Source organism: Spongiactinospora rosea (assembly GCF_003315795.1).
Lineage (GTDB): Bacteria > Actinomycetota > Actinomycetes > Streptosporangiales > Streptosporangiaceae > Spongiactinospora > Spongiactinospora rosea.
The window spans coordinates 25,008-50,146 of record NZ_QMEY01000014.1; the positions used below are offsets into that span (position 1 = coordinate 25,008).

Annotated in this window: 22 protein-coding genes and 1 tRNA gene; 9 read left to right on the forward strand and 14 right to left on the reverse strand. The window is 70.9% G+C overall.

The genetic code is table 11. From position 1 onward, the window contains the following. Positions 1–88: 88 nt before the first annotated feature. Complete coding sequence (locus DP939_RS27460; protein WP_113983677.1) at positions 89–733, forward strand: 3'-5' exoribonuclease domain-containing protein; 645 nt, start codon at positions 89–91, stop codon at positions 731–733. Here the strand turns inward: DP939_RS27460 and pth are convergent. The 8 genes from pth to DP939_RS27500 all read right to left on the reverse strand — a co-directional run bounded on the left by pth (position 708) and on the right by DP939_RS27500 (position 7,804). After that, positions 708–1,304 carry an aminoacyl-tRNA hydrolase gene (pth, locus tag DP939_RS27465; RefSeq protein ID WP_199565445.1) on the reverse strand — a complete coding sequence of 199 codons (597 nt, stop codon included), beginning with the start codon at positions 1,302–1,304 and terminating at the stop codon, positions 708–710. The genes DP939_RS27460 and pth overlap by 26 nt on opposite strands. Positions 1,305–1,656: 352 nt before the next feature. Continuing rightward, positions 1,657–2,274 (reverse strand): 50S ribosomal protein L25/general stress protein Ctc, encoded by a 618-nt coding sequence (locus DP939_RS27470; protein ID WP_113983679.1) that lies wholly within the window; start codon positions 2,272–2,274, stop codon positions 1,657–1,659. Between the two features lie 95 nt (positions 2,275–2,369). Continuing rightward, positions 2,370–2,996: a TetR-like C-terminal domain-containing protein gene (locus DP939_RS27475; protein ID WP_113983829.1), complete on the reverse strand. Its 627-nt coding sequence runs from the start codon at positions 2,994–2,996 to the stop codon at positions 2,370–2,372. Between the two features lie 206 nt (positions 2,997–3,202). Next, positions 3,203–4,102 carry an SDR family oxidoreductase gene (locus DP939_RS27480; RefSeq protein WP_113983680.1) on the reverse strand — a complete coding sequence of 300 codons (900 nt, stop codon included), beginning with the start codon at positions 4,100–4,102 and terminating at the stop codon, positions 3,203–3,205. 35 nt (positions 4,103–4,137) lie between these two features. After that, positions 4,138–4,878, reverse strand: a complete 741-nt coding sequence (locus tag DP939_RS27485) for an SDR family oxidoreductase (RefSeq protein WP_113983681.1) — start codon at positions 4,876–4,878, stop codon at positions 4,138–4,140. 154 nt (positions 4,879–5,032) lie between these two features. Beyond that, positions 5,033–6,010 carry a ribose-phosphate diphosphokinase gene (locus tag DP939_RS27490; protein WP_113983682.1) on the reverse strand — a complete coding sequence of 326 codons (978 nt, stop codon included), beginning with the start codon at positions 6,008–6,010 and terminating at the stop codon, positions 5,033–5,035. Between the two features lie 49 nt (positions 6,011–6,059). Continuing rightward, positions 6,060–7,520: a bifunctional UDP-N-acetylglucosamine diphosphorylase/glucosamine-1-phosphate N-acetyltransferase GlmU gene (gene glmU / locus DP939_RS27495; protein WP_113983683.1), complete on the reverse strand. Its 1,461-nt coding sequence runs from the start codon at positions 7,518–7,520 to the stop codon at positions 6,060–6,062. A 212-nt stretch (positions 7,521–7,732) separates the two neighbouring features. Further along, positions 7,733–7,804, reverse strand: a tRNA-Gln gene (locus tag DP939_RS27500). A gap of 356 nt (positions 7,805–8,160) precedes the next feature. Between DP939_RS27500 and DP939_RS27505 the strand changes: the two genes are divergently transcribed. From DP939_RS27505 to DP939_RS27520, 4 genes are all read left to right on the forward strand, one after another. Next, positions 8,161–9,099, forward strand: a complete 939-nt coding sequence (locus DP939_RS27505; RefSeq protein ID WP_113983684.1) for an acyl-CoA desaturase — start codon at positions 8,161–8,163, stop codon at positions 9,097–9,099. Between the two features lie 121 nt (positions 9,100–9,220). Next, positions 9,221–10,318, forward strand: coding sequence for a TetR/AcrR family transcriptional regulator (locus tag DP939_RS48845; RefSeq protein WP_263972351.1), 1,098 nt, complete (start codon positions 9,221–9,223; stop codon positions 10,316–10,318). Positions 10,319–10,421: 103 nt separating this feature from the next. Further along, positions 10,422–12,515 (forward strand): RNA degradosome polyphosphate kinase, encoded by a 2,094-nt coding sequence (locus DP939_RS27515; RefSeq protein ID WP_113983686.1) that lies wholly within the window; start codon positions 10,422–10,424, stop codon positions 12,513–12,515. Beyond that, positions 12,508–13,401: an NUDIX hydrolase gene (locus DP939_RS27520; protein WP_113983687.1), complete on the forward strand. Its 894-nt coding sequence runs from the start codon at positions 12,508–12,510 to the stop codon at positions 13,399–13,401. The genes DP939_RS27515 and DP939_RS27520 overlap by 8 nt, the downstream gene beginning before the upstream one ends. Positions 13,402–13,420: 19 nt before the next feature. Here DP939_RS27520 and DP939_RS27525 read toward each other — a convergent pair whose 3' ends face one another. Beyond that, positions 13,421–14,935, reverse strand: coding sequence for a CYTH and CHAD domain-containing protein (locus tag DP939_RS27525; protein ID WP_113983688.1), 1,515 nt, complete (start codon positions 14,933–14,935; stop codon positions 13,421–13,423). A gap of 103 nt (positions 14,936–15,038) precedes the next feature. After that, positions 15,039–15,830 carry a trans-aconitate 2-methyltransferase gene (locus tag DP939_RS27530; protein ID WP_225878533.1) on the reverse strand — a complete coding sequence of 264 codons (792 nt, stop codon included), beginning with the start codon at positions 15,828–15,830 and terminating at the stop codon, positions 15,039–15,041. Between the two features lie 57 nt (positions 15,831–15,887). Between DP939_RS27530 and DP939_RS27535 the strand changes: the two genes are divergently transcribed. The 3 genes from DP939_RS27535 (at position 15,888) to DP939_RS27545 (ending at position 18,957) form a co-directional block, all read left to right on the forward strand. Further along, complete coding sequence (locus DP939_RS27535) at positions 15,888–16,415, forward strand: MarR family winged helix-turn-helix transcriptional regulator (RefSeq protein WP_113983690.1); 528 nt, start codon at positions 15,888–15,890, stop codon at positions 16,413–16,415. Between the two features lie 152 nt (positions 16,416–16,567). Next, on the forward strand, positions 16,568–17,776 hold the full coding sequence (hemA, locus tag DP939_RS27540) for a 5-aminolevulinate synthase (RefSeq protein ID WP_113983691.1): 1,209 nt from the start codon (positions 16,568–16,570) through the stop codon (positions 17,774–17,776). Further along, complete coding sequence (locus tag DP939_RS27545; RefSeq protein WP_199565446.1) at positions 17,773–18,957, forward strand: MFS transporter; 1,185 nt, start codon at positions 17,773–17,775, stop codon at positions 18,955–18,957. Before hemA ends, DP939_RS27545 begins: the two co-directional genes overlap by 4 nt. Before the next feature lie 67 nt (positions 18,958–19,024). On the opposite strand, the gene DP939_RS27550 is transcribed toward DP939_RS27545, so the two are convergent. The 3 genes from DP939_RS27550 to DP939_RS27560 form a co-directional block, all read right to left on the reverse strand. Further along, a complete protein-coding gene (locus tag DP939_RS27550) occupies positions 19,025–20,242 on the reverse strand; it encodes a CU044_5270 family protein (RefSeq protein WP_113983692.1) in 1,218 nt (405 codons plus the stop codon). Beyond that, on the reverse strand, positions 20,239–20,784 hold the full coding sequence (locus DP939_RS27555; RefSeq protein WP_158578705.1) for an RNA polymerase sigma factor: 546 nt from the start codon (positions 20,782–20,784) through the stop codon (positions 20,239–20,241). Before DP939_RS27555 ends, DP939_RS27550 begins: the two co-directional genes overlap by 4 nt. 140 nt (positions 20,785–20,924) lie before the next feature. Next, entirely contained in the window at positions 20,925–21,362 is a 438-nt protein-coding gene (locus tag DP939_RS27560; RefSeq protein WP_113983694.1) for a DNA-binding protein, read from the reverse strand. A 119-nt stretch (positions 21,363–21,481) separates the two neighbouring features. Here DP939_RS27560 and DP939_RS27565 point away from each other — a divergent pair, with 119 nt between their 5' ends. Then, positions 21,482–24,514, forward strand: a complete 3,033-nt coding sequence (locus DP939_RS27565; RefSeq protein ID WP_147268163.1) for a tetratricopeptide repeat protein — start codon at positions 21,482–21,484, stop codon at positions 24,512–24,514. Here the strand turns inward: DP939_RS27565 and DP939_RS27570 are convergent. Next, the gene (locus tag DP939_RS27570; RefSeq protein ID WP_113983696.1) at positions 24,511–25,086 is read right to left on the reverse strand and encodes a hypothetical protein; all 576 of its coding nucleotides are present in this window, start codon (positions 25,084–25,086) and stop codon (positions 24,511–24,513) included. The genes DP939_RS27565 and DP939_RS27570 overlap by 4 nt on opposite strands. Positions 25,087–25,139: the final 53 nt, after the last annotated feature.

The following is a 25,139-nucleotide window of genomic DNA, read 5'->3' on the forward strand; positions in this document are numbered from 1 at the left end:
CGGCCGAAGAGCGCGCGGCGGCTTCATACTGTAGCAAAGGATCAACCGAGAGTGAGTAATACCGATCAGCGCGACGGAGGCGGCCGAGTTGAAGACTGAAACGTATATCTCCGTGGACATCGAGGCGGATGGCCCGATTCCCGGACCGTACTCGATGACGAGCTTGGGAATGACCGTCGCCGGGCGGATGCGCGGCCGGCACTTCGAGGCGATAAGCCCGGACACGAATACTTTCTACGTCGAACTGCGGCCGATCAGCGATGACTTCGTGCCGCAGGCCATGGCGGTGAGCGGCCTGGACAGGGACCGGCTGGTACGCGAGGGCGGCGACCCGGCGGAGGCGATGGCGCAGGCGGCGGCGTGGATCAAGCAGGTCTGCCGGAACTCGACGCCGGTGCTGGCGGCTTATCCGCTTTCTTTTGATTGGATGTGGATTTACTGGTACTTCATGAACTTTCTGGGGTCATCGCCCTTCGGGCATTCGCGATGCATCGACATCAAAACGCTGTATGCCGCAAAAGCCGGAGTGGCCATCGGCTGGTCGACGAAACGCCAGATGCCCCGCCACCTCGCCGCCAAACGCCCGCACACCCACAACGCCCTTGACGACGCCATGGAGCAGGCCGAACTCCTCCAGAACCTGATGGCCTGGCCGGGAGCGGCGACCTCGGCCGGTCACGGCACGGCGGGCGAGGGTGCCGGCCCGCTCAGCGAGGAGGGCCGGAGAGTTTGAGGTCGCTCGCGTGGAAGGCGTTCTGGGTGGCCTCCAGGCCCTTGGTCAGCAGCGACTCCACGACGTCGGCCGCGCGGTCCACCAGGAACGGCAGGTCCTTGCGCTCGGCGGTGCCGAAGTCGCGCAGTACGAAGGCGGCCGGGTCCATCCGGCCGGGGGGGCGGCCGATGCCGAAGCGCACCCGCAGGTAGTCGCGGGTGCCGAGAGACTTGGTGATCGACTTGAGGCCGTTGTGACCGTTGTCGCCGCCGCCGAGCTTGGCGCGCAGCGCCCCGTACGGGACGTCCAGCTCGTCGTGGACGACGATCACCCGGGCCGGGTCGACCTTGTAGAAGTCGGCGAGGGCCTTGCAGGGGCCGCCGGAGAGGTTCATGAACGACAGGGGCTTGGCGAGCACGGCGGGCACCCCGGCCACGCGTCCCTCGACCACCGCCGCTCCGGCCCGGTGCGCCTTGAACCGCGCCCCGGCCCGCGCGGCCAGCTCATCGGCCACCATGAAACCGACATTGTGCCGGTTGCCGACGTCTTCCGGCCTGGGGTTGCCCAGGCCCGCGACCAGCCATCGCTCCACGGACACCTCCAAACCACAACGGGCGGCCCGGGATCCCCCCGACCGCCCCACCAGCGTGACACACCCACCGGGCCGTACGCCCCGACGACAAAGCACCCCAAGCCGGCCGAACGGGGGTTGCCCGCCGGCGGAGAGGGACCGGCCCCCGGGCCTGGTGATCCGGGGCGGGCAGAGCCGTCAGGCCCGAACCCGCCGGGCCAAGGGCCCGAACCGGCCGCCCTGAGCCGGTCGAGCCGATCGGCGAAGGGTGACCCGAAGCGGGCAGGCCGCCGGGCTGAGGACCTGCCGGGCCCCCAGCCCACCGCGAAACGCAGAGCCTGCCAGGACCCGCTGGGGCCCTGGCTCTGCGGGGTTACTCGGACTCGGCAGCGGCCTCTGCGGGGGCCTCGGCCTCGGCCTCGGCGCCCTCGGCCGGGGCCTCTTCCTCGACCGTGGTCGGCTTGGAGGTGATGTGCAGCACCAGGGCCTCGGCGTCGGCGGTAAGGGAGACGCCGGACGGCAGGCGCAGGTCGCCGGAGGTGATCTGGGTGCCGATCTCCAGGCCGGTGATGTCGACCTCGACGCCCTGCGGGATGTGCGTGGCCTCGGCCTCGACCGGGACGGACATCATGAGCTGCTCAAGCATGCCGTCAGGCACGACGTCGCCCACGACGTTGACCGGGATCTCGACCGCGACCTTCTCGCCCCGGCGGACCAGCAGCAGGTCGATGTGCTCCAGGAAGCCCTTGAGCGGGTCGCGCTGGATGCCCTTGGGCAGGGCCAGCTCGTCGACGCCGTCGCCGGCGAGGCGGATGAGCACGTTGGGCGTGCGCAGCGCGATCATCAGCTCGTGGCCCGGCAGGGTGAGGTGCCGGGGGTCGGTGCCGTGCCCGTAGAGGACGGCGGGCACCTTGTCGGCGCGGCGGATCTTGCGGGCGGCTCCCTTGCCGAACGCGGTGCGCTGCTCGACGTTGATGCGTACTTCGGACACGGCTGATCTCCTAGGGACATCGATGATTTCGGGTGGAATGTGCGCCCACCCTGGCCCGCCCTAGCGGAAGGCGTTACGGGCGCAACCTGACCAGTCTATACGTCGCCGAAGCCGATCCCGTCCAGAAGGTTGGTCACCAACGCGATGATGAAGTCGTCGGTGACCGGTTCGTCCGGGATGAGCAGCCGGTGGTAGACCGCTCCCCACAGTTGGTCGACGAGGACCCGCACATCGATCTCGGCCCGGACCTGCCCGGCCTCCTGTGCCCGGCGCAGCCGCTCACCGGCCAGCGCGCGCCGCCCCGAGGAGTACAGCCGCCGGAAGGCGGCGGACAGGTCGGGGTCGGTCTGGGCCTGGCCGATCAGTTCGGCCAGGACCCTCCCGCCCGGTGTCTCGGTCATCACCCGGGCGAACGCGCGCAACTGGCTGATCAGGTCCGCGCGGATGTCCCCTGTGTCGGGAAAGGCCAGCCGCTCCTGCACGGCGTGGAAGTAGCCGTCCATGGCCAGGGCGCCCTTGGAGGGCCACCACTTGTAGAGGGTCGTCTTGCTGACGCTCGACAGCCTGGCCACCCGCTCGAAGGTCAGGTCCGCGATGCCCTCGGTGAGCAGGACCTCGCCGACCGTGCGAAGCACGTCGGCCCGTACCTCGTCCGCCGGCCGGCGTCCCCGCCCGCGCTGGCCGCGCTCTCCGGCGACGGCGTCCCTGGGCTCTGTGGCCACGTTCACTCCTGCTGTGTCGTTACCGGATCTCGTCAGTGAACCTTTTCAACCTCACGTTCCCCGGTCAGAGGCGGCAAGTGGGATTCCGTATCCGTATGACGAGGCGTCCTGCCGGGCTACCGTGCCCGGGCCGAGTCCGGTGGAGGCGCCCCTGACCTGGTCCAGGCGACCGGTTGAAAAAGGTTCAGTCTAGGCAGGCGGGCGCGTCAGTCCCGTCCGCCCCTGACACGCAGCAGTTCGCCGAAGCCCATACGGGTGATGAACCGCTCCTGCGCGCGCCGCGCCAGCTCGTTGACCTCCTCGACACCGGCCTCGGTGAAATCGACGACCGTCCGGAACGGGCGGGCGCCTCTCGGCAGGGCGAGGATCCGGGTGATCTCCTCGGCCACGGCCCTCGGATGCGCGTCCACGCCGGGCGTGAAGAGGGCCGCGGTGGCCTCCTCGTTGCGGGCCACCATCGGGTCCAGGTGGGCGTAGGCGCGGCTGCGCTCCTGGTCGGTCGCGCGGCTCGCGTTGCGGAAGTGGTCCGTCCCCTGGGTGAAGGGGCCGGGCATCACGATGGTGGTCTCGATGCCGAACTGGCCCACCTCGTACGCGGTGACCTGCGCCAGGGCGTCCGCGGCGAACTTGGAGGCCACGTACGGGCCCAGGAAGGGCGGTACGACCACCGATGTGGTGCTGCCCACGTAGAGCAGCGTCCCCGACCGGCGTTCCCGCATGTGCGGGAGCACCGCCCGGTTGACCCGCTGAATGCCGATGGCATTGATGTCGAACAGGTGCTGGACGTCCTCGGGAGTGAATGCCTCGACATAACCGACGTTCAGGTGACCGGCGTTGTGCACGACCGTGTCGAGGCGTCCCGCCTCGCCGATGACGGTGCGGACGGCGGCTTCGGCCGACGGGTCGGACGTGACGTCGAGTTCGACGACCCGCAGGTCGAGACCTTCGCGAAGGGCGTGTCCCAGCAGGTCCTCCGCGTGGCCGGCGTTGCGGCCCGCGACGTCGCGCATGCTCGCGTAGACGGTGTGCCCGGCCGCGGCCAGGGAGCGGGCCGCGAGGTTGCCGATTCCGGTCGCGGCACCGGTGATCAGGATCACGTTGGACATCAGGGCTTTCCTTTCCGTACTCGACGGGGAGGGGATCAGGCGAGGCCGCCGTTGGGGTAGATCACCTGGCCGTTGATCCAGCGGGCCGGGCCGGCCAGGAAGGAGACGGTCTCGGCGATGTCGGCGGGCTCGCCGAGGCGTTCCAGTGGGGCGGCGTTGGCGAGGGCGTCGACCGTGGCCTCGTTCTTGCCGTTGAAGAACAGCGGGGTGGCGGTGGGGCCGGGGCCCACGGCGTTGACGGTGATGTCACGGCCGCGCAGTTCGCGGGCGAGGATCAGGGTCAGGCCCTCGACGGCGGCCTTGCTGGCGACGTAGGCCGCGTAGTTCGGCATCTGGGTGCGGACGACGGACGTCGAGAAGTTGATGATGGCTCCGCCCGCGCGGACCCGGCGGGCGGCCTGCTGGGAGACGACGAAGGCGCCGCGGATGTTGGTGCGGTGCATCCGGTCCAGGTCGGCGAGGTCGAAGGTCGCGATGGGGGCGAGGATCATGATCCCCGCGGTGTTCACCACGACGTCGATGCCGCCGAACGCCGACTCCACGGCGTCGAACGCCGCGGCCATGGCGTCCTCGTCGGCGATGTCGCCCGCGACCGCGATGGCCGCGCCGCCGGCCTCGGTGATCTCGGCGACGGTCTCCTCGGCCGCCGCCCGGTTACCGGCGTAGTGCACGGCCACGGCCATGCCGTCCGCGGCGAGCCGCAGGGCCGCGGCCCGGCCGATGCCGCCCGACCCTCCGGTGACCAGTGCGACGCGACGGGTGCCGACTGCGTTCATGGGTTCCTCCAGCGCTCGATATGAACGATGCGTACATATAACTACAGATATGAACGCCACGTCCATATAGACCCGCCAAAAGAAGACCGGCGCCCGCGGCAGCGGACGCCGGTCGAACCCTAAGCCGGTCGAACCTGAAGGACGAGCCAGAGGGCTAGCTGTCCCCCTCGAACAGGCTCGTCACCGAGCCGTCGTTGAAGACCTCACTGATCGCCTGCGCGATCAGCGGGGCGATGGACAGCACGGTCAGCTTGTCGAACCGCTTGTCGCCCGCCAGCGGCAGCGTGTTCGTCACCACGACCTCAGAGATCCGGGAGTTCTTCATCCGGTCCACGGCGGGGCTGGAGAACACCGCGTGGGTGGCCGCGACCAGCACGTTGGTCGCGCCCTGCTCGTAGAGGGCGTCGGCGGCCTTGCAGATCGTGCCCGCCGTGTCGATCATGTCGTCGATCAGCACGCACGTACGGCCGCGCACCTTACCGACCACCTCGTGCACCTTCACCTGGTTGGCCACGTCGAGGTCGCGGCGCTTGTGGATGAAGGCGACCGGGGTGCCGAGCTTGTCGGCCCACCGCTCGGCCAGGCGGACCCGGCCGGTGTCGGGGGAGACGATCGTGGTGTTCTCTGGCTCCAGCTTGTCGCTCAGGTAGGAGGCGAGGACCGGCATCGCGAACAGGTGGTCCACCGGGCCGTCGAAGAAGCCCTGGATCTGGGAGGTGTGCAGGTCGACCGACATGAGCCGGTCGGCTCCCGCGGTCTTGAACAGGTCGGCGATCAGCCGGGCGGTGATCGGCTCCCGGCCGCGGCCCTTCTTGTCCTGGCGGGCGTACCCGAAGAACGGCATGACCACGGTGATGCGCTTGGCCGAGGCCCGCTTGAGCGCGTCCACCATGATCAGCTGTTCCATGATCCACTGGTTGATCGGAGCAGTGTGACTCTGGATCACGAAGGCGTCACATCCGCGTACGGACTCCAGGTAGCGGGCGTAGATCTCACCGTTGGCGAAGTCGTGCAGTCTGGTGGGGGTCATCTCGATCCCGAGATGGGCCGCGACCTCTTCGGCCAGCTCGGGATAAGCCCTTCCGGAGAAGAACATGAGGTTCTTCTCCCCGGTCGCCTTCATGCCGCTCACCGTGCCACCTCACCGGATGATTCGATGACGTGCCGACGTGATCGCTTGCTCACGTGCCTTTCTCCTGTTGATCGGCGGTCGGCGCGGCGGCCGACGCGCGAAGCGCCGCCTCGGCCGACCTGGTGCCCGCACGCTTGCGCGCGACCCACCCTTCAATATTGCGTTGCCGTCCGCGGGCGACCGCTATCGCCCCGGGCGGCACGTCATTGGTGATCGTGGAACCCGCCGCCGTATGCGCGCCGTCGCCGATCGTCACCGGCGCGATCAGCATGGTGTCGCAGCCGACGAAGGCGTGCTCCCCCACGGTGGTGTGGTTCTTCGCCACGCCGTCGTAGTTGACGAACACGGTCGCCGCGCCGATGTTGGCGCCCGCGCCGATCGTGGCGTCTCCCACATAGCTGAGGTGCGGCACCTTGGCACCCTCGCCGACCTGGGAGTTCTTTATCTCTACGTGTGCGCCCGCCTTGGCCTTGCGCATCAGCACGGCCCCGGGGCGAAGGTAGGTGTAGGGGCCGACCTGGGCCTGCGGGCCGATCCGCGCGCCCTCGCAGACGGAGTTGCGCACCACGGCGTCGGCCCCGACCTCGGTGTCGGTGAGCGTGGTGGCCGGGCCGATCTGCGCGCCGGCCGCGACCGTCGTACGGCCGTGCAGCTGGCACCCGGGGTGGATCACGGCGTCGGCCTCAAGCTCGACGTCCACGTCGATCCAGGTGCTGGCGGGATCGATCACGGTCACCCCGGCCAGCATGTGCTCGTGCAGCATCCGGTCGTTCAGCACCCGGCGGGCGGCGGCGAGCTGGACCCGGTTGTTGACGCCCTCCACCTCGACGTGGTCGGCGGCCACGAAGGCGCCGACCCGGTGGCCGTCGTCGCGCAGGATCGCCAGGACGTCGGTGAGGTATTCCTCGCCCTGGGCGTTGGCGGCCCCGACCCGCTTGATCGCGTCGGCCAGGAGCTGCCCGTCGAAGGCGTAGACCCCGGAGTTCATCTCCCGGATCGCGCGCTGCCCGGGGGTGGCGTCCTTGTGCTCGACGATCTCCAGCACCGCGCCGTCAGGGTCGCGGATGATCCGCCCGTAACCGGTCGGGTCGGGCACCTCGGCGGTCAGCACGGTGACCGCGTTGCCCTCCTCGGCGTGTACGCCGAGCAGCCGGGCCATCGTCTCGCGGCGCAGCATCGGCGTGTCGCCGTACGTGACCAGGACGGTGCCGCCGATCGTGCCGATCTCTTCCAGGGCGGTGCGCACCGCGTGGCCGGTGCCGCGCTGTTCGGCCTGCACCACGGCCAGCGCGTCGGGGCTGGTGGCGGCCAGATGCTCGCGCATTCGCTCCCGCTCGTGCCCGATGACGACGATCAGGCGCTCGGGTTCGAGCCCGCGCGCGGCGGTGAGCACATGGTCGAGCATCGCCCGGCCGCACAGCTCGTGCAGGACTTTCGGTCGTTCGGACTTCATCCGTGTGCCCTCGCCCGCGGCGAGGACGACGACGGCGGCCGGGCGCGGCACACTCACGGACTGAGCTCCCTCGGCGTCGCGGCTGTGGATGGTTCGGATGCTGTGAACAAAACGGATGATCTACTCAAACCTGATGAGGATGGCGTACGGCTACCACCTGGGCCCCGCGCCGCAATCCACCCGACACCGTGAGGATACCTGCCCGCCTCACGATGGCTCTCACCCCACCCGACCATCCCGGGTGACCCGACGAACCACATACGACAGTGCTCCGGCGCCAGGACTCGAACCTGGACAACTGACACCAAAAGACAGCGGGCTGCCAATTACCCAACGCCGGATTACGGACCGACCCAAGCGGTGCGAGACCCCTCGCGGACCACCCAACTCAGCCCACCGAGCACACCCTACCTGGCGCGAACGCCCTCCGACGATCGAGTTGCGCAAGCACCCGGGATCTTTTGGCCGCCCCGGCGGGCGCCCGCTCACGTACCGCATCACTGCCCGCACTATGCGCATATAGTCGGATATGCGGTGGGTCACTACCACACCCACAGGCCACCCCAGTCCCACCGGAAACCTTCCGGATCGTCACTCCGGACATATTCGGGACTGAGGTCTTCCTTACCTACGATGGCGTAAGTTACGGTTGCGTAGCTAGGACATCGCTCCCATTCACGTAGCGAGAGGCAGCCCTATGACCGTCGCCACCGAAAACACGGCGCAACGCCCCAAGCCGGATATTGATCCAGAACTCAAGACGAGATCGGAGATCATCACCTTCGGCGTCGTGGTGGCCACGCCGCTGATCGCCCTCGCGGTCGCCGTCCCGTTCGCCTGGGGATGGGGGCTGAGCTGGATCGACATCGTCATCGCGTTCGTCTTCTACGTCGTGACCGGCCTCGGCGTCACGGTCGGCCTGCACCGCTACTACACGCACGGCTCCTTCAAGGCCAAGCGCCCGCTGAAGATCGCGCTCGGCATCGCCGGCAGCCTCTCGCTGGAGATGTCCGTACTGGACTGGGTGGCCACCCACCGCAAGCACCACAAGTTCTCCGACAAGGACGGCGACCCGCACTCGCCGTGGCGGTTCGGCACCGGGTTCAAGGCGATGTCCAAGGGCCTGCTGTACGCGCACATGGGCTGGCTGTTCGAGCCCACCCGGGCCAACCGCGAGAAGTACGCCCCCGACCTCTACAAGGACCCCGACGTGCGCAAGATGCACTCCTGGTTCCCGGTCATGGCGATCTCCTCCCTCCTGCTGCCGCCGATCATCGGCGGCCTGGTGACCTGGTCGTGGTGGGGCGCGGCGACCGCGTTCTTCTGGGGCACGGTGGTGCGTATCGGGCTGCTGCACCACGTGACCTGGTCGATCAACTCGATCTGCCACGTCTTCGGCGAAGAGGACTTCCAGGTACGTGACAAGTCGCGCAACGTCTGGTGGCTGGCGATCCCGTCGTTCGGCGAGTCCTGGCACAACCTGCACCACTCCGACCCGACCTGCGCCAGGCACGGCGCGCTCAAGGGCCAGATCGACCTGAGCGCCGGTGTCATCCGCATGCTGGAGAAGGCCGGCTGGGCCTACGACGTGCGGTGGCCCGACCCCGAACGGCTGGCGGCGAAACGACTTGGCTGAGTCCCCCCGGACACCCCATCTGACCGGCCGGGCCGCCGACACCGAGGCGGCCCGTGTTCCCTCGGCTGTTCCCTCTCCTGTTCCCACTGCCGGTCCCACCGCCGCCAGAAGTGCGGGCATTATGAATCCTGTGAGCGAATCCCGGTCCCGCAGACGCATGTCAGGCAAGGAACGCAGGGAGCAGCTGATCGCGGTGAGCCGTGCCCTCTTCGCTGAGAAGGGTTTCGACGGCACCTCGGTCGAGGAGATCGCCGCGCACGCCCAGGTGTCCAAGCCCGTGGTCTACGAGCACTTCGGCGGCAAGGAGGGCATCTACGCGGTGGTCGTGGACCGCGAGATGCAGCGGCTGCTGACGATGATCACCGAGGCGCTGTCGGCCTCGCACCCGCTGGCCAAGCTGGAGCGGGCCGCCCTCGCGCTGCTGCACTACATCGAGGAGAGCAGCGAGGGGTTCCGCATCCTGGTCCGCGACTCGCACGCGGCGTCGGGCACCGGCACGTTCGCCAGCCTGATCAGCGAGATCGCCAGCCAGGTGGAGGACATGCTGGCCGACGAGTTCGCCAACCGCGGCTATGACCCCAAGCTCGCGCCGATGTACGCCCAGATGCTGGTCGGCATGGTCGCGCTGACCGGCCAGTGGTGGCTTGATGTACGCGCGCCCGGCCGCGAGGAGGTCGCCGCCAACCTGGTGAACCTCGCCTGGAACGGCCTGACCGGCCTCAACCCCAACCCGCGGCTCAGCCCCGCGGGCCGCAGGGTCGAGGCCCAGAGCGCCCAAAAGGCACAGCCCCCGCCGCCCGTACGCCCCGCCACCGACAAGGAACTGCGCGAGCTGGAGAAGGCCCGCGAACGCGAGGCCAAGGAGCAGGAGAAGTACGCCCGCGAGCAGGAGAAGCAGCGCCTGCGCGAACAGCGGGAGCGGGAGAAGGCCCGCGAGAAGGAGCGCAAGGAGCAGGAGAAGCTGGCCCGCGAGCAGGAGAAGGCCAGGGAACGCGAGCTGCGCGAGCGCGAGAAGGCCCGCGAACGCGAGGCCAGGGAGCTGGAGAAGGCCCGCGAGCGGGAGGCGAGGGAGCAGGAGCGGCTGCGCGCCCGCGAGGCCCGCGCCGCCGGCAGGACGGTGACCCGCCCTGCCCAGCCACAACCCGAGCAGCAGGCCAGGCCGGCGGTGGTCGCGCACGCCCCGATTCGCGTACAGGACGAAGGGTACGGATCGGGTTAGAGTAGGACAGAAGCCGGGAGAACGTCGGTCTGCGGGAGCAATGACCGCACTCGTTGAGCCGAAATTAACGTTCTGTTCAACAAGCTGAGCAATATTCTTTGATATGTCCGCCGAACTCGTGCAACCACCGCCAGACGGGCAGGATGAGTCACCTCTCCCCCCGGAGCGCTTCCTCAACCGGGAAGAGTCGTGGCTCCAGTTCAACCAGCGCGTGCTCGAGATGGCAGAGGACGCGTCCCTGCCCCTCCTCGAACGCGTCCGCTTCCTGGCGATCTTCGCAAGCAACCTCGACGAGTTCTTCCGGGTCCGGGTGGCCGGGCTCAAGCGGCGGATGGCCACCGGCCTGCTGCTGCGCACCAAGAGCGGGCTGAAGCCGCGCGAGGAGCTGGCCAGGATCGCCGCCATCGCCGATGAGCTGGCGCTGCGGCACGCGGCCTGCTTCCACGCGCAGATCCGCCCGGCGCTGAGCGGCGAGGGCATCGAACTGGTCCGCTGGGACGACCTCGGCCGCGATGAGCGCACCGGCCTGCGCAAGCTCTTCCGGGAGCGGATCCGGCCGGTGCTCACCCCGCTGGCCGTCGATCCCGCCCACCCGTTTCCCTATATATCCGGCCTGTCGCTCAACCTGGCCGTCATCGTCCGCAACCCGGTCACCGGCCAGACCGTCTTCGCCCGGGTCAAGGTGCCGAGCCAGCTTCCCCGCTTCGTGGCCGCCTCCAAGGACCGCTTCGTCCCGCTGGAAGACGTCATCGCCGCCCACCTGGGCCAGCTTTTCAAGGGCATGGAGATCGTCCAGCACCACGTCTTCCGGGTCACCCGCAACGAAGACCTCGAAGTGGACGAGGACGTCACCGAGAACCTCATGCAGGCCCTCGAACGCGAGCTGCGCAACCGCCGGTTCGGCCCCGCCGTGCGCCTGGAGGTCGAGGAGAACATCACCGACGAGGTCCTCGACCTGCTGGTCGAGGAGCTGGACGTGGCCGACCACGAGATCTACCGGCTGCCCGGCCCGCTCGACCTCACCGGCCTGCACGCCATCGCCGACCTCGACCGCGGCGAGCTGAGCTACCGCCCGTTCGTCCCCGCCGAGGCCGTCCACGCCGAGGACGACCTGTTCGCCGTGCTGCGCGAACGCGACGTACTGGTCCACCACCCCTACGACTCCTTCGCCACCAGCGTGCAGCGCCTGGTCGAGGACGCCGCCAAGGACCCGAACGTCCTGGCGATCAAGCAGACCCTCTACCGCACCAGCGGCGACTCCCCCATCGTGGACGCGCTGATCGACGCCGCCGAGGCGGGCAAGCAGGTCGTGGTCGTGGTGGAGATCAAGGCCAGGTTCGACGAGCACGCGAACATCTCCTGGGCGCGCAAGCTGGAGCGGGCCGGCTGCCATGTGGTGTACGGGGTGGTCGGGCTCAAGACGCACTGCAAGCTCGCCCTCGTCGTACGCCAGGAGGCGTCCGGCGAGCTGCGCCGCTACTGCCACATCGGCACCGGCAACTACAACCCCAAGACCGCCCGGCTGTACGAGGACTTCGGCCTGCTGACCTCCGACCCGCTGGTCGGCGAGGACGTCACCGACCTGTTCATCCACCTCACCGGCTACTCCAACCACTCCGCCTACCGCCGCCTGCTGGTGGCTCCGCACTCGATGCGCGGCGGCCTGATCGCCAGGATCGAGCGGGAGATCGGCCACCTTGCGGCCGGGCGTCCGGCGCGCATCCGGATCAAGAGCAACAGCCTGGTGGACGAGGAGATGATCGACGCCCTGTACCGGGCCTCCCGGGCGGGCGTGCCGATCGACGTGTGCGTGCGCGGGGTCTGCACACTGCGGCCCGGCATCCCCGGCCTGTCGGAGAACATCCGGGTGCGCAGCGTGCTCGGCCGCTTCCTGGAGCACTCGCGGATCTACGAGTTCGGCGCGGGACGGCGTCCGGAGATCTGGATCGGCAGCGCGGACGTCATGCGCCGCAACCTGGACCGCCGGGTGGAGGCCCTGGTCAAGGTCACCAGCCCGCAGCACCGCGAATACCTCAGCGAACTCCTCGACCTGTGCACCTCCGACAGGACCAGCACCTGGTGGCTGTGCTCGGACGGCTCATGGGTCCGGCGGCACCGCGACGACAACGGCGAACCCCTCCAGGACGTGCAGACCCATCTCATCGGTACCCGCCGGTGGAGGACCATCGATGACTGAGCTCGACGTCCACCCCACGGACATGATCCGGGCGGCGGGGGCGGTGGTGTGGCGCGGCGACGAGGACAGTCCCGAGGTCGTCCTGGTCCACCGCCCCCGCTATGACGACTGGTCCTTCCCCAAGGGCAAGCTCAAGGCCGGTGAGCACGTCATCGCCGGGGCGTTACGCGAGGTCTGCGAGGAGACCGGGATCGACGCGGTGCTCGGCCGGGCGCTGCCGCCGATCCACTACCTGAAGAACGGCAGGCTCAAGCGCGTCGACTACTGGGCCGCGCGGGCGCTCGGCGGCCCCGGCTTCGAGGTGACCGAGGAGGTCGACGAGCTGGCCTGGCTGCCGGTGGAGGAGGCCAGGCGGCGGCTCACCTACGAGTGGGACGCCGGCCTGCTGCGCGGCCTGCGCGCCGCGCCGCTCACCACCGTCCCGCTGATCTTCGTACGGCACGGCCTGGCGGGTTCGCGCCAGGAGTGGACGGGCGATGACGACGAGCGCCCGCTCGACGAGGACGGCCGCGCGCAGGCCGCCGGGATCGCCGAGGCGCTGGCCGGGTTCCGTCCGCGGGTCCTGGTCAGCTCGCCGAGCCTGCGCTGCGTGCAAACGCTCCGGCCGTACGCGGCCGGGCACGGCCTGCCCGTCCGCGAGGACGCCGCGCTCACCGAGACCGCCCCCGACCCGGCGGCGGCGCTGCGGCTGGCCCTGGACCTGATGGACGCGGGCGTGCCCGCCGTGCTGTGCGGGCACGGCAAGACACTGCCACCGCTGATCGACGCCGTGTGGCGCGACCGGCACGAGGGCCCCGGCCGGGACACCCACCTGCGCAAGGGCGCCTTCGCCGTACTGCACCACACCGCGGGTCAGATCGTCGCCCTGGAACGCTACAGTACGTGAGGCCCGTCACCCGGCGTGACTACAGCGCCCGATCCCGGCGGCCGTCGAAGAACGCGCGGGCGGCGGCCGTCGTCCGCGTCCAGACGGCGGGGAAGGCGACGTGGGCGCGTTCGCCGGTGGCCCGTTCCAGTCCGGTCAGCACGCCGTAGGTGAAGGTGTCCTCACCGGCCAGGCGGGCGTTCCCGGCCTCGCGGGCCAGCAGTTCCTGCGTCACCACGCCGTCCTGGTAGGTGCCCAGGGTCTCCTGTACCTCCTCGGCGATCTTGGCCAGCTCGCGCATGCCGAGCACCTCGGCCGTGTACCGGGCCCGCTTGGCGGCCTTGCGCACGTCGTGCATGGCGATCTCGCGCTCGTCCTCGTCCGGCTTGGCCTGGGCGACGTCGTAGGCGTCGGTCACCCGCCGCCACTGCCGTTCGGCGACGGCGGCCAGCGGGGCGTCCGCCGGCCTTCCGGCCTGCTTGGTGAACGGCGGCGCGGCCAGCAGCGCGTCCAGCGCGTCGAGCAGGTCGAAGTAGCGCTGGTCGGACAGGGTCTGCCGGATCTGCTCGTAGCCGGCGCGCTCCTTGACCAGCAGGTCGTCGCCGAGCCGGTCGGTGATCGGGCCGACCACCAGCTCGGTGGGCAGCGCGGCGAAGTGCCGGGCGAACCGGGCCCGGATGACCTCCAGGTCGCGGATGGTGCCCAGCTCGTTGCCGAGCCACTGCAGCTCGCCCTGGATCGCGGCGACCTCGGGGCTCGCCGCGACGATCTTCTTGAACGCCTTCAGCGCGCTGCGCAGCCTGCGGCAGGCCACCCGCATCTGGTGGACGGCGTCATCGCCCTCCTGCCGGACCCGGGGGTCCTGCGCGAGCAGCGCGGCGACCTGGGCGGCGAGGTAGTTCAGGACGACCTCGCCCGCGCTGCCGGGAACGGCCACCGGGCTCGGGGCGGCTTTGGGGGCGGCCCCGTTGAGCAGCCGGGACAGCTTGTTCGCCGACGCCGCCGGGGCGGCCCCGGCCTTGCGCAGCCGCTTGCCGACCCGGCGCAGTACGGCCGGGTCGGTGTCACCGATCAGCTCGGCCTCCACCTCACGCCACCGCTCGATCCGCGGCTCCTCGCCGAAGACCGTGCCCTTGACCCGGTCGTCGGCGACCTCCACGGCGGCGTTGCCCGCGATGTCGTGCAGGAGGGTCACGCTGCGCCGGGTGTCCAGCTCGGCCACCGGGACCAGTTCGGCCCCGCGGGTGTACGCCTGGACGAGCCCGGCCAGCGCCGGGGGAACGATCTTGGTGCTCCGGGTGAGCGGATGGGTGATCTCCTGGCGCACGCCCTTGGCCTTGGGCAGCTTCAGGTGCCAGCCGGGGTCCGCGCCGCCGCGGCGGCGGCGCAGGGTGATGCCCCGGGCGGCCAGGCGCAGGTCGGCGGTGTCGAAGTAGATCGCCACGAGCTGGTGGGTCTTCGGCCCGACCGCTTCCCCGCAGCCGCGTACTCCGGTCAGTTCGGGGACTTGGAAGTCCACAGGAACATCGAACTTGTCTTCGATCTCAAGTGCCACAGTAACCCCGCATTATGTCCAGGTAGCGGATACGTGGCCATGATGCCACCGCAAGGTAAACAAACTTCGCGACCCATCAGCGCATGCCCCTTTCGGCCATATTTCACACGTCGTGCGGGCCTGCCTGGGCGACGACGAAGACCCGGCGGAACGGGAACGGCGTCCCGTGCGGCCCGCGCGGGTAGGCCGCGTCGAGCGCCGTGCGGCACTCCGCCAGGAACGCCTCCCGCTCCGGCCCCTCACCCAGCCGCTCCAGGATGGGCCGCAGCACGGTGCCGCTGATCCAGCCGAGCACGGCGTCCTCGCCCGGCAGCAGGTGGATGTAGGTGGTCTCCCAGGCGTCCACCCGGCAGCCGAGCCCGGCGAGCAGGTGCAGATACTCGGCGGGCGTGCCCACCGACCGATATTCGCCCAGGTCGGCCAGCCGGTCGCGCCACCGCGGCGAACGGCACAGCGCGCGGACCGTGGTGTGGCTCGGTTCGTCGAAGTTGCCCGGCACCCCGATGGCCAGCCACCCGCCCGGCGCGAGGGCGGCCACCCAGGCGGGCAGCAGGTCGCGGTGGTCGGGCAGCCAATGCAGGACGGCGTTGCTGACCAGCACGTCCACCGGCCGCGACGGACGCCATTCGCGCAGGTCGGCGACCTCGAACGTGAGCCGGTCGGCCGCGTGCGCCGCGGCCTTGCCGATCATCGCGGGCGAGGAGTCGAAGCCGTGCACCTCGGCGTCCGGCCAGCGCCGGGCGAGTTCGGCGGTGAGTTCGCCGGGCCCGCATCCGGCGTCCACGACATACTGGGGTTCGTCGGCACGCACCCGGGCCAGCAGCTCGAAGAAGGGCCGGGCGCGTTCGCCGGCGAAGCGGTGGTATACGGCGGGGTCCCACATATCTCTTGACATCAAGATAAGTACTAGCGAACCAGATATCTCGACGTCAAGACAGCTAGACTTCTTGCCATGACGAACGAGGTGGGCGCGTCCCGGCCCGGCGACCGCGATGAGGTCGATCGGCTGGTGGCGGCCTGGCGGCAGGAGCGTCCCGACCTGGACGTCGCGCCGTTGCAGGTGCTCAGCCGGGTGTCCCGGCTGGCCCGCCACCTCGACCGGGCCCGCCGCGCCGCCTTCGCCGAGCACGACCTCGAGCCGTGGGAGTTCGACGTGCTCACCACCCTGCGCCGGGCCGGTGAGCCGTACGAGCTGAGCCCCGGCGCGCTGCTGCGCGCCACCCTGGTCACCTCCGGCACGATGACCAACCGGATCGATCGCCTCGCCGCGGCCGGGCTGGTCCGCCGCCGCCCCGACCCGGAAGACCGGCGCGGGGTCCTGGTCTCGCTCACCCCGGCGGGCCGCGACCGTGTGGACGCCGCCTTCGCCGACCTGCTCCGCCGCGAGCACGACCTGCTCGCCTGCCTCCGCGCCGACGAGCGCGACACCCTGGCCGGGCTGCTGCGCAGCCTGCTCGTGCCGTTCGACGCCGCCCCCTGAGCGGTCACGCCTGCCTCCATAGCATTGATCCATACCGTATTGCCCCTACGGGAAATACCGGGATATACACCGTATGAGTGATGCCCTGGGCATCGCCGGTCCGCTCATGCTCCGCACCGTGGCCCTACCGCCCGACAAGGAAGGACCCTGAGATGGACGCCCTGGCCCACCTGGACGGTGAGATCGCCACCGCCAAGCGGCTCGGCCGATATCGCACCTACCTCAACCTGGAACGCCGCGCCGACCTGGCCTCCCGTGCCATCTGGCACAGCGGCGAAGGCGACCGGGAGATCGTCGTCTGGTGCTCCAACGACTACCTGGCGATGAGCGGGCACCCGGCCGTCGTCGGGGCGGTGACCGAGGCGGTCCGCACCGTCGGGCTCGGTACCGGCGGCCCGCGCAGCATCTCCGGCACCAGCGTCTACCATCATGCGCTGGAGGCCGAACTGGCCTCCTTCCACGGCAAGCCGCGCGCCCTGCTGTTCAGCACGGGATTCGGCGCGAACGAGGCCGCGCTGTCCGTCCTCGGCAAGAAGCTCCCCGGACTGGTGGTCTTCTCCGACGAACTGAACCACGCCTCGATCATCCAGGGCATCAAGGGCGGCGGCGCACGCAAGCGGATCTTCCGCCACAACGACGTCGGCCACTTACGCCGATTACTCGCCGAACACGGACCTGAGGTGCCGAAACTGGTGGTGTTCGAGTCGCTGTACTCGATGGAGGGCGACTTCTCCCCCACCGCCGAGATCGTGGAAGCCGCCGAGGAGGCGGGCGCGCTGACCTACCTGGACGAGGTCCACACGGTCGGCGTCTACGGCGCCACCGGCTCCGGGTACGCGGAGGAGCTGGGGCTGCGCGACCGGATCACGGTGATCATGGCCGGGTTCGGCAAGGGGCTCGGCGGCTCGGGCGGCTACATCACCGGACCGGAGGCGGTGGTGGACGCGGTGCGGTCCTTCGCCACGTCGTTCGTCTTCAGTACGTCCCTGGCGGCGCCGGTGGTCGCGGGCGCGCTGGCGAGCGTACGGCAGGTACGCCGCGACCCCGCCCAGCGCGAGGCGGTCAGGGCGCGCAGCGCCCAGTTGAAGGCGGCGCTGCACGAGCGCCGCATCCCGCTGGTCTCCGCCGACAGCCACGTCGTGCCGGTCCTGGTCGGCGACCCGCACCTGTGCAAGCGGGTCAGCGAACGCCTGCTCGCCGAGCACGGCTACTACGTCCAGCCGGTGAACGCCCCCACCGTCCCCGAGGGCACCGAACGCCTGCGCGTCACCCCCACCTCCCGGCACACCCCCGACGACGTGACCGCCTTCGTGGACGCCCTCGACCAGGTGTGGTCCGACCTCGCCCTGCCCCGCGCATGACGGCCCGCCCCGGCGAGGCCGCTCCCCGCCGGCCCGAGGGGCGGGGCGCGCGGCTGCCGCCGGTGCTGTGGCTGCTGGCGACCGGGGCGTTCGCGATCGGGACCGACGCGTTCGTGATCGCGGGCGTGCTCACCGAACTCGCAGCCGAACTCGCCGTCTCCCCCGGTACGGCCGGGCAGCTCATCACCGTCTTCTCCCTCGCCTACGCCGTGCTCGCGCCCGTCAACGCCTCCCTCACCGGCCGCCTGTCCCGGCGGACCGTGCTGGCCGTGGCCCTGGCCGTCTTCGTCGCGGGCAACCTGATCTCGGCCTTCGCCGGTTCGTTCGCCGTCGTCCTGGCCGGGCGGGTGGTGGCCGCGGCCGGGGCCGCCGGGTACACGCCGCAGGCGTCGGCCGCCGCGGCGGCGCTGGCCGGGGAGGAACGCCGGGGCGCCGCGCTCAGCGTGGTGATCGGCGGCCTGACCGTGGCCACCGCGCTCGGGGTGCCGCTCGGCACGTTCGTCGGCGAGGCGTTCGGCTGGCGGGCGACGCTGCTCGGCGTGGCCGGGCTCGGCGCGCTGGCCCTTGGGGGCGCGCTGGCACTGCTGCCCCGCCTGGAGCCTGCGGGCCATCACACCATCGCCGAACGGCTGGCGGGCCTGCGGAATCCCGCCGTGCTGATCACCCTGTCGGTCACGCTCCTCGCCGTCACCGCCGAACACGTCGTCTACACCTACATCGCCCCCCTGCTCGCTCCCGCCACCGCGAGCAGCGGCCAGGCGCTGGCCCTGCTGCTGCTGATCTTCGGTGTCGGCGCGGTCGCGGGCAACGGCATCGCGGGCCCGCTCACCGACCGCTTCGGCCCCCGGGCCATCGCGGTCGCGGCGGTCGGCGGCATGGCCCTGGACCTCGCCCTGCTCCCCCTGTGGTCGCGGTCCTTCGCGGCGGCGGCCGTCGCGCTGTTCGTGTGGGGCGCGACCGGCTGGATGTACCTGGTGCCGCAGCAGTACCGGCTGCTGGCCCTGAGCGAGACCGGCGGCCCGTTCACGGTCGCGCTCAACAGCTCCGCGCTCTACCTGGGCATCGCACTCGGCGGCGGCCTGGGCGGCGTACTGATCACCCTGGCCGGACCCCACACCCTCGCCGCCCCCGCCTTCGCCCTCGGCCTGGCCGCCGCCCTCCTCGCGGCCCGTACCTATTAGCCTCGGAAACGCCGGCGCCCGCGCGGCCTGGGGTGGTCGGCCGGGCGGGCGGGTCTCACGGGCGGGACTACGGGCGGGCGGTGTTCTTGCCGGTCCAGCCCACCTGCTCGATGGCCACGCGGAGCAGCGGCTTGTCACCCTCGACCATCTCGTACTGGAGCAGTTCGGCCGTCTCCTCGGCGAAGGTCAGCCGGACGATGTCCCCGCCCTTGTCCTTGACGGAGAGTGCCACCCCGGTGCGCCCCAGAGCATCGGTGAACTGGCTCTTCGCGGTGACTCCCGGCTGCTCGGCGAGGATCTTGAACAGGGCCGAGCGGGTGCCGGGCGTGATCGGGCCGGTCAGCAGGTCCTGGCTGGTCTGCCACAGGTGCTCTGACCTGCTGCTGTCCGCGGCGGACGGGCTCGCCTTCCACAGCTGGTCCAGCTTGCGCTTCAGCGCCTTCTTGTCGGTGGGCAGCTTCGAGACGTTCTGCAGGGTCAGGCTCGGGTTGCCGATGGAGAAAATCAGATTGAGATCGTTCGTACTGCTGCGCTGCTTGGCCGACCTCTCCGTCAGCTTCGGCGAGCCCGCCTTCCGCCAGGCCGCCTCGTCCTCGGGGGAACCGAAGGCGACGTCCCCGTACTTCCTCACATTACGGTTGTCGAGCCCTTGCTTCCCGGCGAACCACTTCTCCGCCGTCACCGTCTCGTACACCGTGTACGGCAGCGTTCCCTTCTTGAGCTCGTTCATCTTGCGGTAATACTCCTTCTCCGCGGCCTTGGCCGCGGCCCGATCGCCCTTGGCGTCGGCGATCTTCTTCTTACGCTCCGCCGCGTACTCCCGCACCTTCGCGAAGTAGTCCCCCATCGCGTGGGTCAGCTTGCTCTGGGTGACCTCGCGGCGGTACCAGTAGTTTCCGGACCCGGCCGGTTCCTGCTTGGCGGTCGTGGCGGCCGCGGCCAGCAGGAAGGAGCGGGCGTTGACCGGCTCGGCCTTGACCTCGGTGCTCTGCGCGGCGTCCTTCGTGGTGTCGGCGGCCTTCGGGGTGTCCGAGGCGACGAGCGGCGCCCCGTCGGGGACCGGCGTACTGCCCGAGAAGACGATGACGGCCGCCGCCGCGGCGAGGCCGGTGGCCATCACGCCCCCCGTCAGCAGGAACGACCGGCGCAGCCTGCGCGGGGCGGTCTCGGTACGCGGCGTCTCGGCGGCGCGGGCGAGGTCGGCGGAACGGCGGCGCATATAGGTCTCCTCGGTGATCTCGGTGAGTTGCGCGGGCTTCAGGTCGCGGAAAATGCGGTCGGTCATGCGATCCTCCGGGCGGGACGCCCCTGGGGAACTGCTCTGGCGAAGGTGGTCTCCACGCGAAGCGCCTGGTCCAGGCGTTTACGCGCACGGTGCAGCCGGACGTTGTAGGTCCGTACCGAACAGCCCATGGCCATCGCCGCCTCTTCGGGCGTCAGGCCGTACCAGGTCGCGAACACCATGGCCTCCACGTCCTTCTCGCGTAAGGCCGACAGCGCCGCGAGGGCCTGCTCTCTGTCGATGACGTGCTCGGCCACGTCCCAGGTCTCCATGTCCCGCTGACTGGAAAGGGCCACGATGCGATCGACCAGCGCCTGCCGCCGGTGGCGGGAGTCACGCTGCTTGGCCAGCAGGTTGCGGGCCACCCCCAAAAGCCACGGCAACGCCGCCTCAGGAACGTCGCTCAGCCGCCGCCACGCCACGATGAACGTCTCACTGGCGACGTCCTCGGCCACATCACGCTCGGCCCGCAGCAGCGTGTACCCGAGCACATTGCGGTAGTGCCGGTCGTAGAGATCTGTGAATCGCTCTTCGGGATCGTCCACACCCAGTAGTCCCTCCAGGCGTTCCCGGATTACCGCAACACTCCCGATTCATCCCGCCACAACAAATCAAGTACCGGTCCGACCGGGTGCCACCCCAGCTCCGGATGCCGCTCGAACCCGCCCCCCGCCGGGTACGGCGCTCAGGCGTCGGCCGGCTCTGTGGGGTCGGTGGTGCGGTCGGTCAGGCGTTCGTAGCGTTGGCGGGCGGCCTGGGGGGTGCCGAGGCCCAGGCCGAAGGCGATCTCCTGCCAGGTCATGCCGCGGCCCCTGGCCATGCCGAGGAGGCCGGCTTCGAGCCGGTCCATCTCCTCGCGGGCCACCGGGAGGAGGGTCAGTGCGGCGGTGATGTCGGCGTGGTCGACCTCGGGCTCGCCGTCGTCGGCCGTCGCCACCCCGCTGAGCAGGAACGACACGATCCTGACGGCCTCGTGCGGGGCGATGACCGAGGGGTGGATCTGGCGGGAGCGCTGCTCGTCGGTGGCCGCGTGCCGCTCGGCGATGCGGTTGAGCGAGGCGTGGACGCGGTGCGCCCGCACCTGGGCGGGCTGCGGCTGGGTGAAGGGATCAGAAGTGGACATACGACCAGGATGGGCGATTCATCGCTTCGTTGTCAACATTGCATGTTGAACAGACTGTTCACATCTGGACAGCGTGCCCCGCGCGGGATTCAGTGATCCGTAGGTCTCGTAATGCAGGCATGTCCCACCGCCAGGGCGGCCCCGCGGTGCCCCCGGCCCGGCGCAGGGAGGTCAGGGTGGCGAGGGGTACGGCCATGCCGTTGACGGCGCGCTGCACGGCGGTGGTCGCGGCGGCGGGGTACGGCAAGACCGAGGCGGTGCGCCGCTGGCTGCGCGGGGCCTCGGTGAACTGGCACTCGCGAGTACCGCCAGAGGGCCGGGACGGCGGGGACTGGCTGGTCATCGACGACCTGCGCGCGTTCCCCGCCGGGCAGGTCAGGCTGCTGCTGGACCGTACGGGGCCGGCCGCCAAGGTGGTGATCGTCTCGCGGCTGCCGCCCCCCGGCGGCGCGCGGCTGCCCGGCCTGCGGGTGCTCGGCCCCGCCGACCTCGCGTTGTCGGCGGCGGCGGTGGCCGCGGTACTGGGCCGGGAGTACGGCATCCGCGACGCGAGCACCACCCGCCAGGTCCACGCCCTGACCGCGGGCTGGCCCGCGCTGGTCCATCTGGCGGGCGGGCAGCTGAGCGCGGGCGCGTCCATGCTCGCCGACCTGCCCGCCGAACTGCCCACCGACCTGCCCGCCGAACTGGTCGCCGCCAGGCTCGCCGCCCCCGGCACGGCGCTGGCCGGGTTCGTGCGGACGGAGGTACTGGCCGCGTTCCCCCCGGCGATCTGCCGGTTGCTGGCCGATCTGGCCCACTTGGACCCGGTCGATGCGGAGTTGTGCGGGGCCCTCGGCATCGGGAGGGCGGAAAGGGATCTGGACGTGCTGGTGCGTACCGGGCTGCTGGTGCCGTGCGCGTCACCGACCGGCCGGGCGGCGTATCGGCTGGTTCCGCTGGTCGGGGCGGTACTCCTGGCCTGCCGCCCGCTCCCCGTCCCGGCCCGGCGGCGGCTACTGCGCCAGGCCGCGGCCTGGTACGAACACGCCGGGCTCCCCGCGGCGGCCATCACCGCCCACCGGGGGCTCGGCGATCACGCCGCCTGCGCGGGAGTGCTGCTCACCGACGGCGAACGGGCCATCGCGAACGGCTCCGCGCCGCTGGTCGCCGAAGCCGTCCGGGGGTTGCCGCAAGCGCTGCGCTGCCGGCGGCTACGGCTCCTGCTCGGCCAGGCGCTCACGGTGACCGGACGCTACGAGGAGGCCCTGGCCGTACTGGTCCCGCTGGCGGAGCAGGGGATGGACGCGGCGCTGGCCTGGCGGCTGGGCAGCGTGCATTGCCTGCGGGCGCGTCCGCATGAGGCGATCGAGGTCTTCGGCAAGGCCCACCTTTCCGGCGTACCGGACCCGGCCGAGGAGGCCATGCTGCACTCCTGGCACGCGACCGCCCACTGGCTCACCGGCGACCCGGCCGCCTGCGGGGACCTCGCCGCCCGCGCGTTTTCCGCCGGTACCGCCGCGGGGCCCGCCGCCGAGGCCGCCGCGCACACCGCGCTGGCGCTGCACGCCATGCTGTCCGGCGACCCGGCCGGCGACGCCGAGCATCATGAACGGGCCCTGCGGCTGGCCGAGCGGGCCGGGGACCTCGTGCAGGCCGCGCGCATCCGCACCAGCCGTTCCGGCCTGCTGCTGGACGAGGGCGAGTACGCCGAGGCGCTGGCCGAAGCGCTGGCGGCGGCGGCCCTGGCGGAGGTCTGTGCGGCGAGGGCGTACCTGCCCGGCGCGCTGTGCAACGCCGCCGAGGCGCTGACCGCGATGGGACGGCTGGACGAGGCGACCGGCCATCTGGAGTACGTGCTGTCGCTGCACCAGCGCGACGGTTCGGCCCGTCCGCTGACCGGGCTGGGCGACATCCACCGGCTGCGCGGGCAGCGGCAGCTCGCCCAGGCCGCGTACGAGGAGGCCGTGCGCATCGCGGAGTCCGCCGGGAATCGGCAGGCGCTCGTGCCCGCGCTGTGCGGGCTCGCGCTGGTCGTCCACCAGGACGACCCCGAGGCCGCCGAGCGGCTCGCCGCCCGGGCCGCCTCCGCTTCCGGGGGCCGGCGGGCGGCGCGGGCGCTGGTCGTCCGCGGCCGGGTCGCCGCGCTGACCGGCGACCTCGAACGCGCGCTCCGCGCGGCCCGGCAGGCGACCGAACCGGCCCGCCGCCACCACGACAAGGCCGCTCTCGCCGAGGCCCTGGAACTGCGGGCGGCGGCCGAGCGCGACCCCGCCCAGGCCCGGCTCGCGCTGGCGGAGGCCCTGGCGACCTGGCAGGTCACCGGCGCGCTGCTGCACGTCGATCGGCTGCGCGCGGTACGCGGCCACCTCCCTAGGGCGACCTCCGCCGAACGCCTCGCCGCCCGCCAGGCCGCCGAACGCCTCCAGGCCGCGGGCGTGCCGCTCACCCCTGTGTCGCCGGTCGTCACGGTTCGCACACTGGGCGGGTTCGAGGTCGTGGTGGACGGCGTACCGCTGCCCCCGTCGGCCTGGCAGTCCCGCAAGGCCCGCGGCCTGCTGCGGATCCTGGTGTCGCGGCGCGGGCGGGCGGTCGCGCGCGAGGAGATCGCCGAGTTCCTGTGGCCGGGCGAGGAGCCCGCGCGCGTCGCGCACCGGATGTCGGTCGCGCTCTCGGTCCTGCGCTCGGTACTCGATCCCGGCCGCCGGGTGGCCGCCGATCACTTCGTACGCACCGGCTCGGGAGCCGTCGCCCTGGACACCTCCCAGGTCGGCATCGACGTGGAGACCTTCCTGGAGGAGGCCGAGTACGGCCTGAGCCGCCCCGAACACGGCCGCGCCCTGTTGATCGCCGCCGAACGCCGCTACACCGGCGACTTCCTGGAGGACGAGCCGTATGAGGAGTGGTCCGGCGCGGTACGCGAACTGGCACGGGCCACCTACCTGCGCGTGGTGCGCACCCTGGCCGACCTCGCGCTCGACGCCGCCGACGTGGACGACGCGGCCCGCTGGCTGCTGCGCATCCTGGGCCGGGACCACTACGACGAGCGCTCCCACCTGGACCTGGTACGCGTCCTGCGCTCAGCGGGCCGCCACGGCGAGGCCCGGCGCGCGTACGAGCGCTACCTCGCCGCCATGCGCGCGATCGACGTGCCCCCCGCCCGCGAGCCCTAGCCTCCGGCACGCGGCAGCAGGCACACCGCCACACTGCTCGCCTGGTACGACCAGCTTCCCGGCGACGACTGCCGCTCCTTGTGCCAGAAACGGTACTTCCGGTAGATCCCCAGCGCGCCGGGGCTGGTGCGTTCCCCGATGAACCGATAGGCCATGATGTCGCCGCCCTCGGCCTGGATATAGTCGCCCGGCGCCGTACACGGGGGCTGCTCGGTCGCGCCCTGCGGCGTCAGCTCGGTGACCGACGAGAGCCCGAGACTGAATTCGCACGCCGCGACCGAGGTGTTCAGGAAACGCTGCTTGGTGACTCCGCCGGACAGGTAATTCTCCTCGGTCAGCCAGTACCGCCTGGTCCAGTTGATCGCCCACGGACCACTTCCGCCGCCATTGGTCCGCTGCCCGACGACCCAGTTGGTGTAGGACGTACCGATCGGCGGATTAGTACTGTGACTGCCCATCGTGCAGCGCCAGTCCAACGCGGCGGCCGACGCCGGCCCCGCCCCGACGAGCGTCGAAACGCCCATCCCCAACGCCAGCGCGACCGAGGCCGCCCGCATGATCGCCGTGCTCACTGCCAGCCTCCGAACAAGTGGGGGGTGCCATGAAGTGCCGCCCCCAAGTGTCC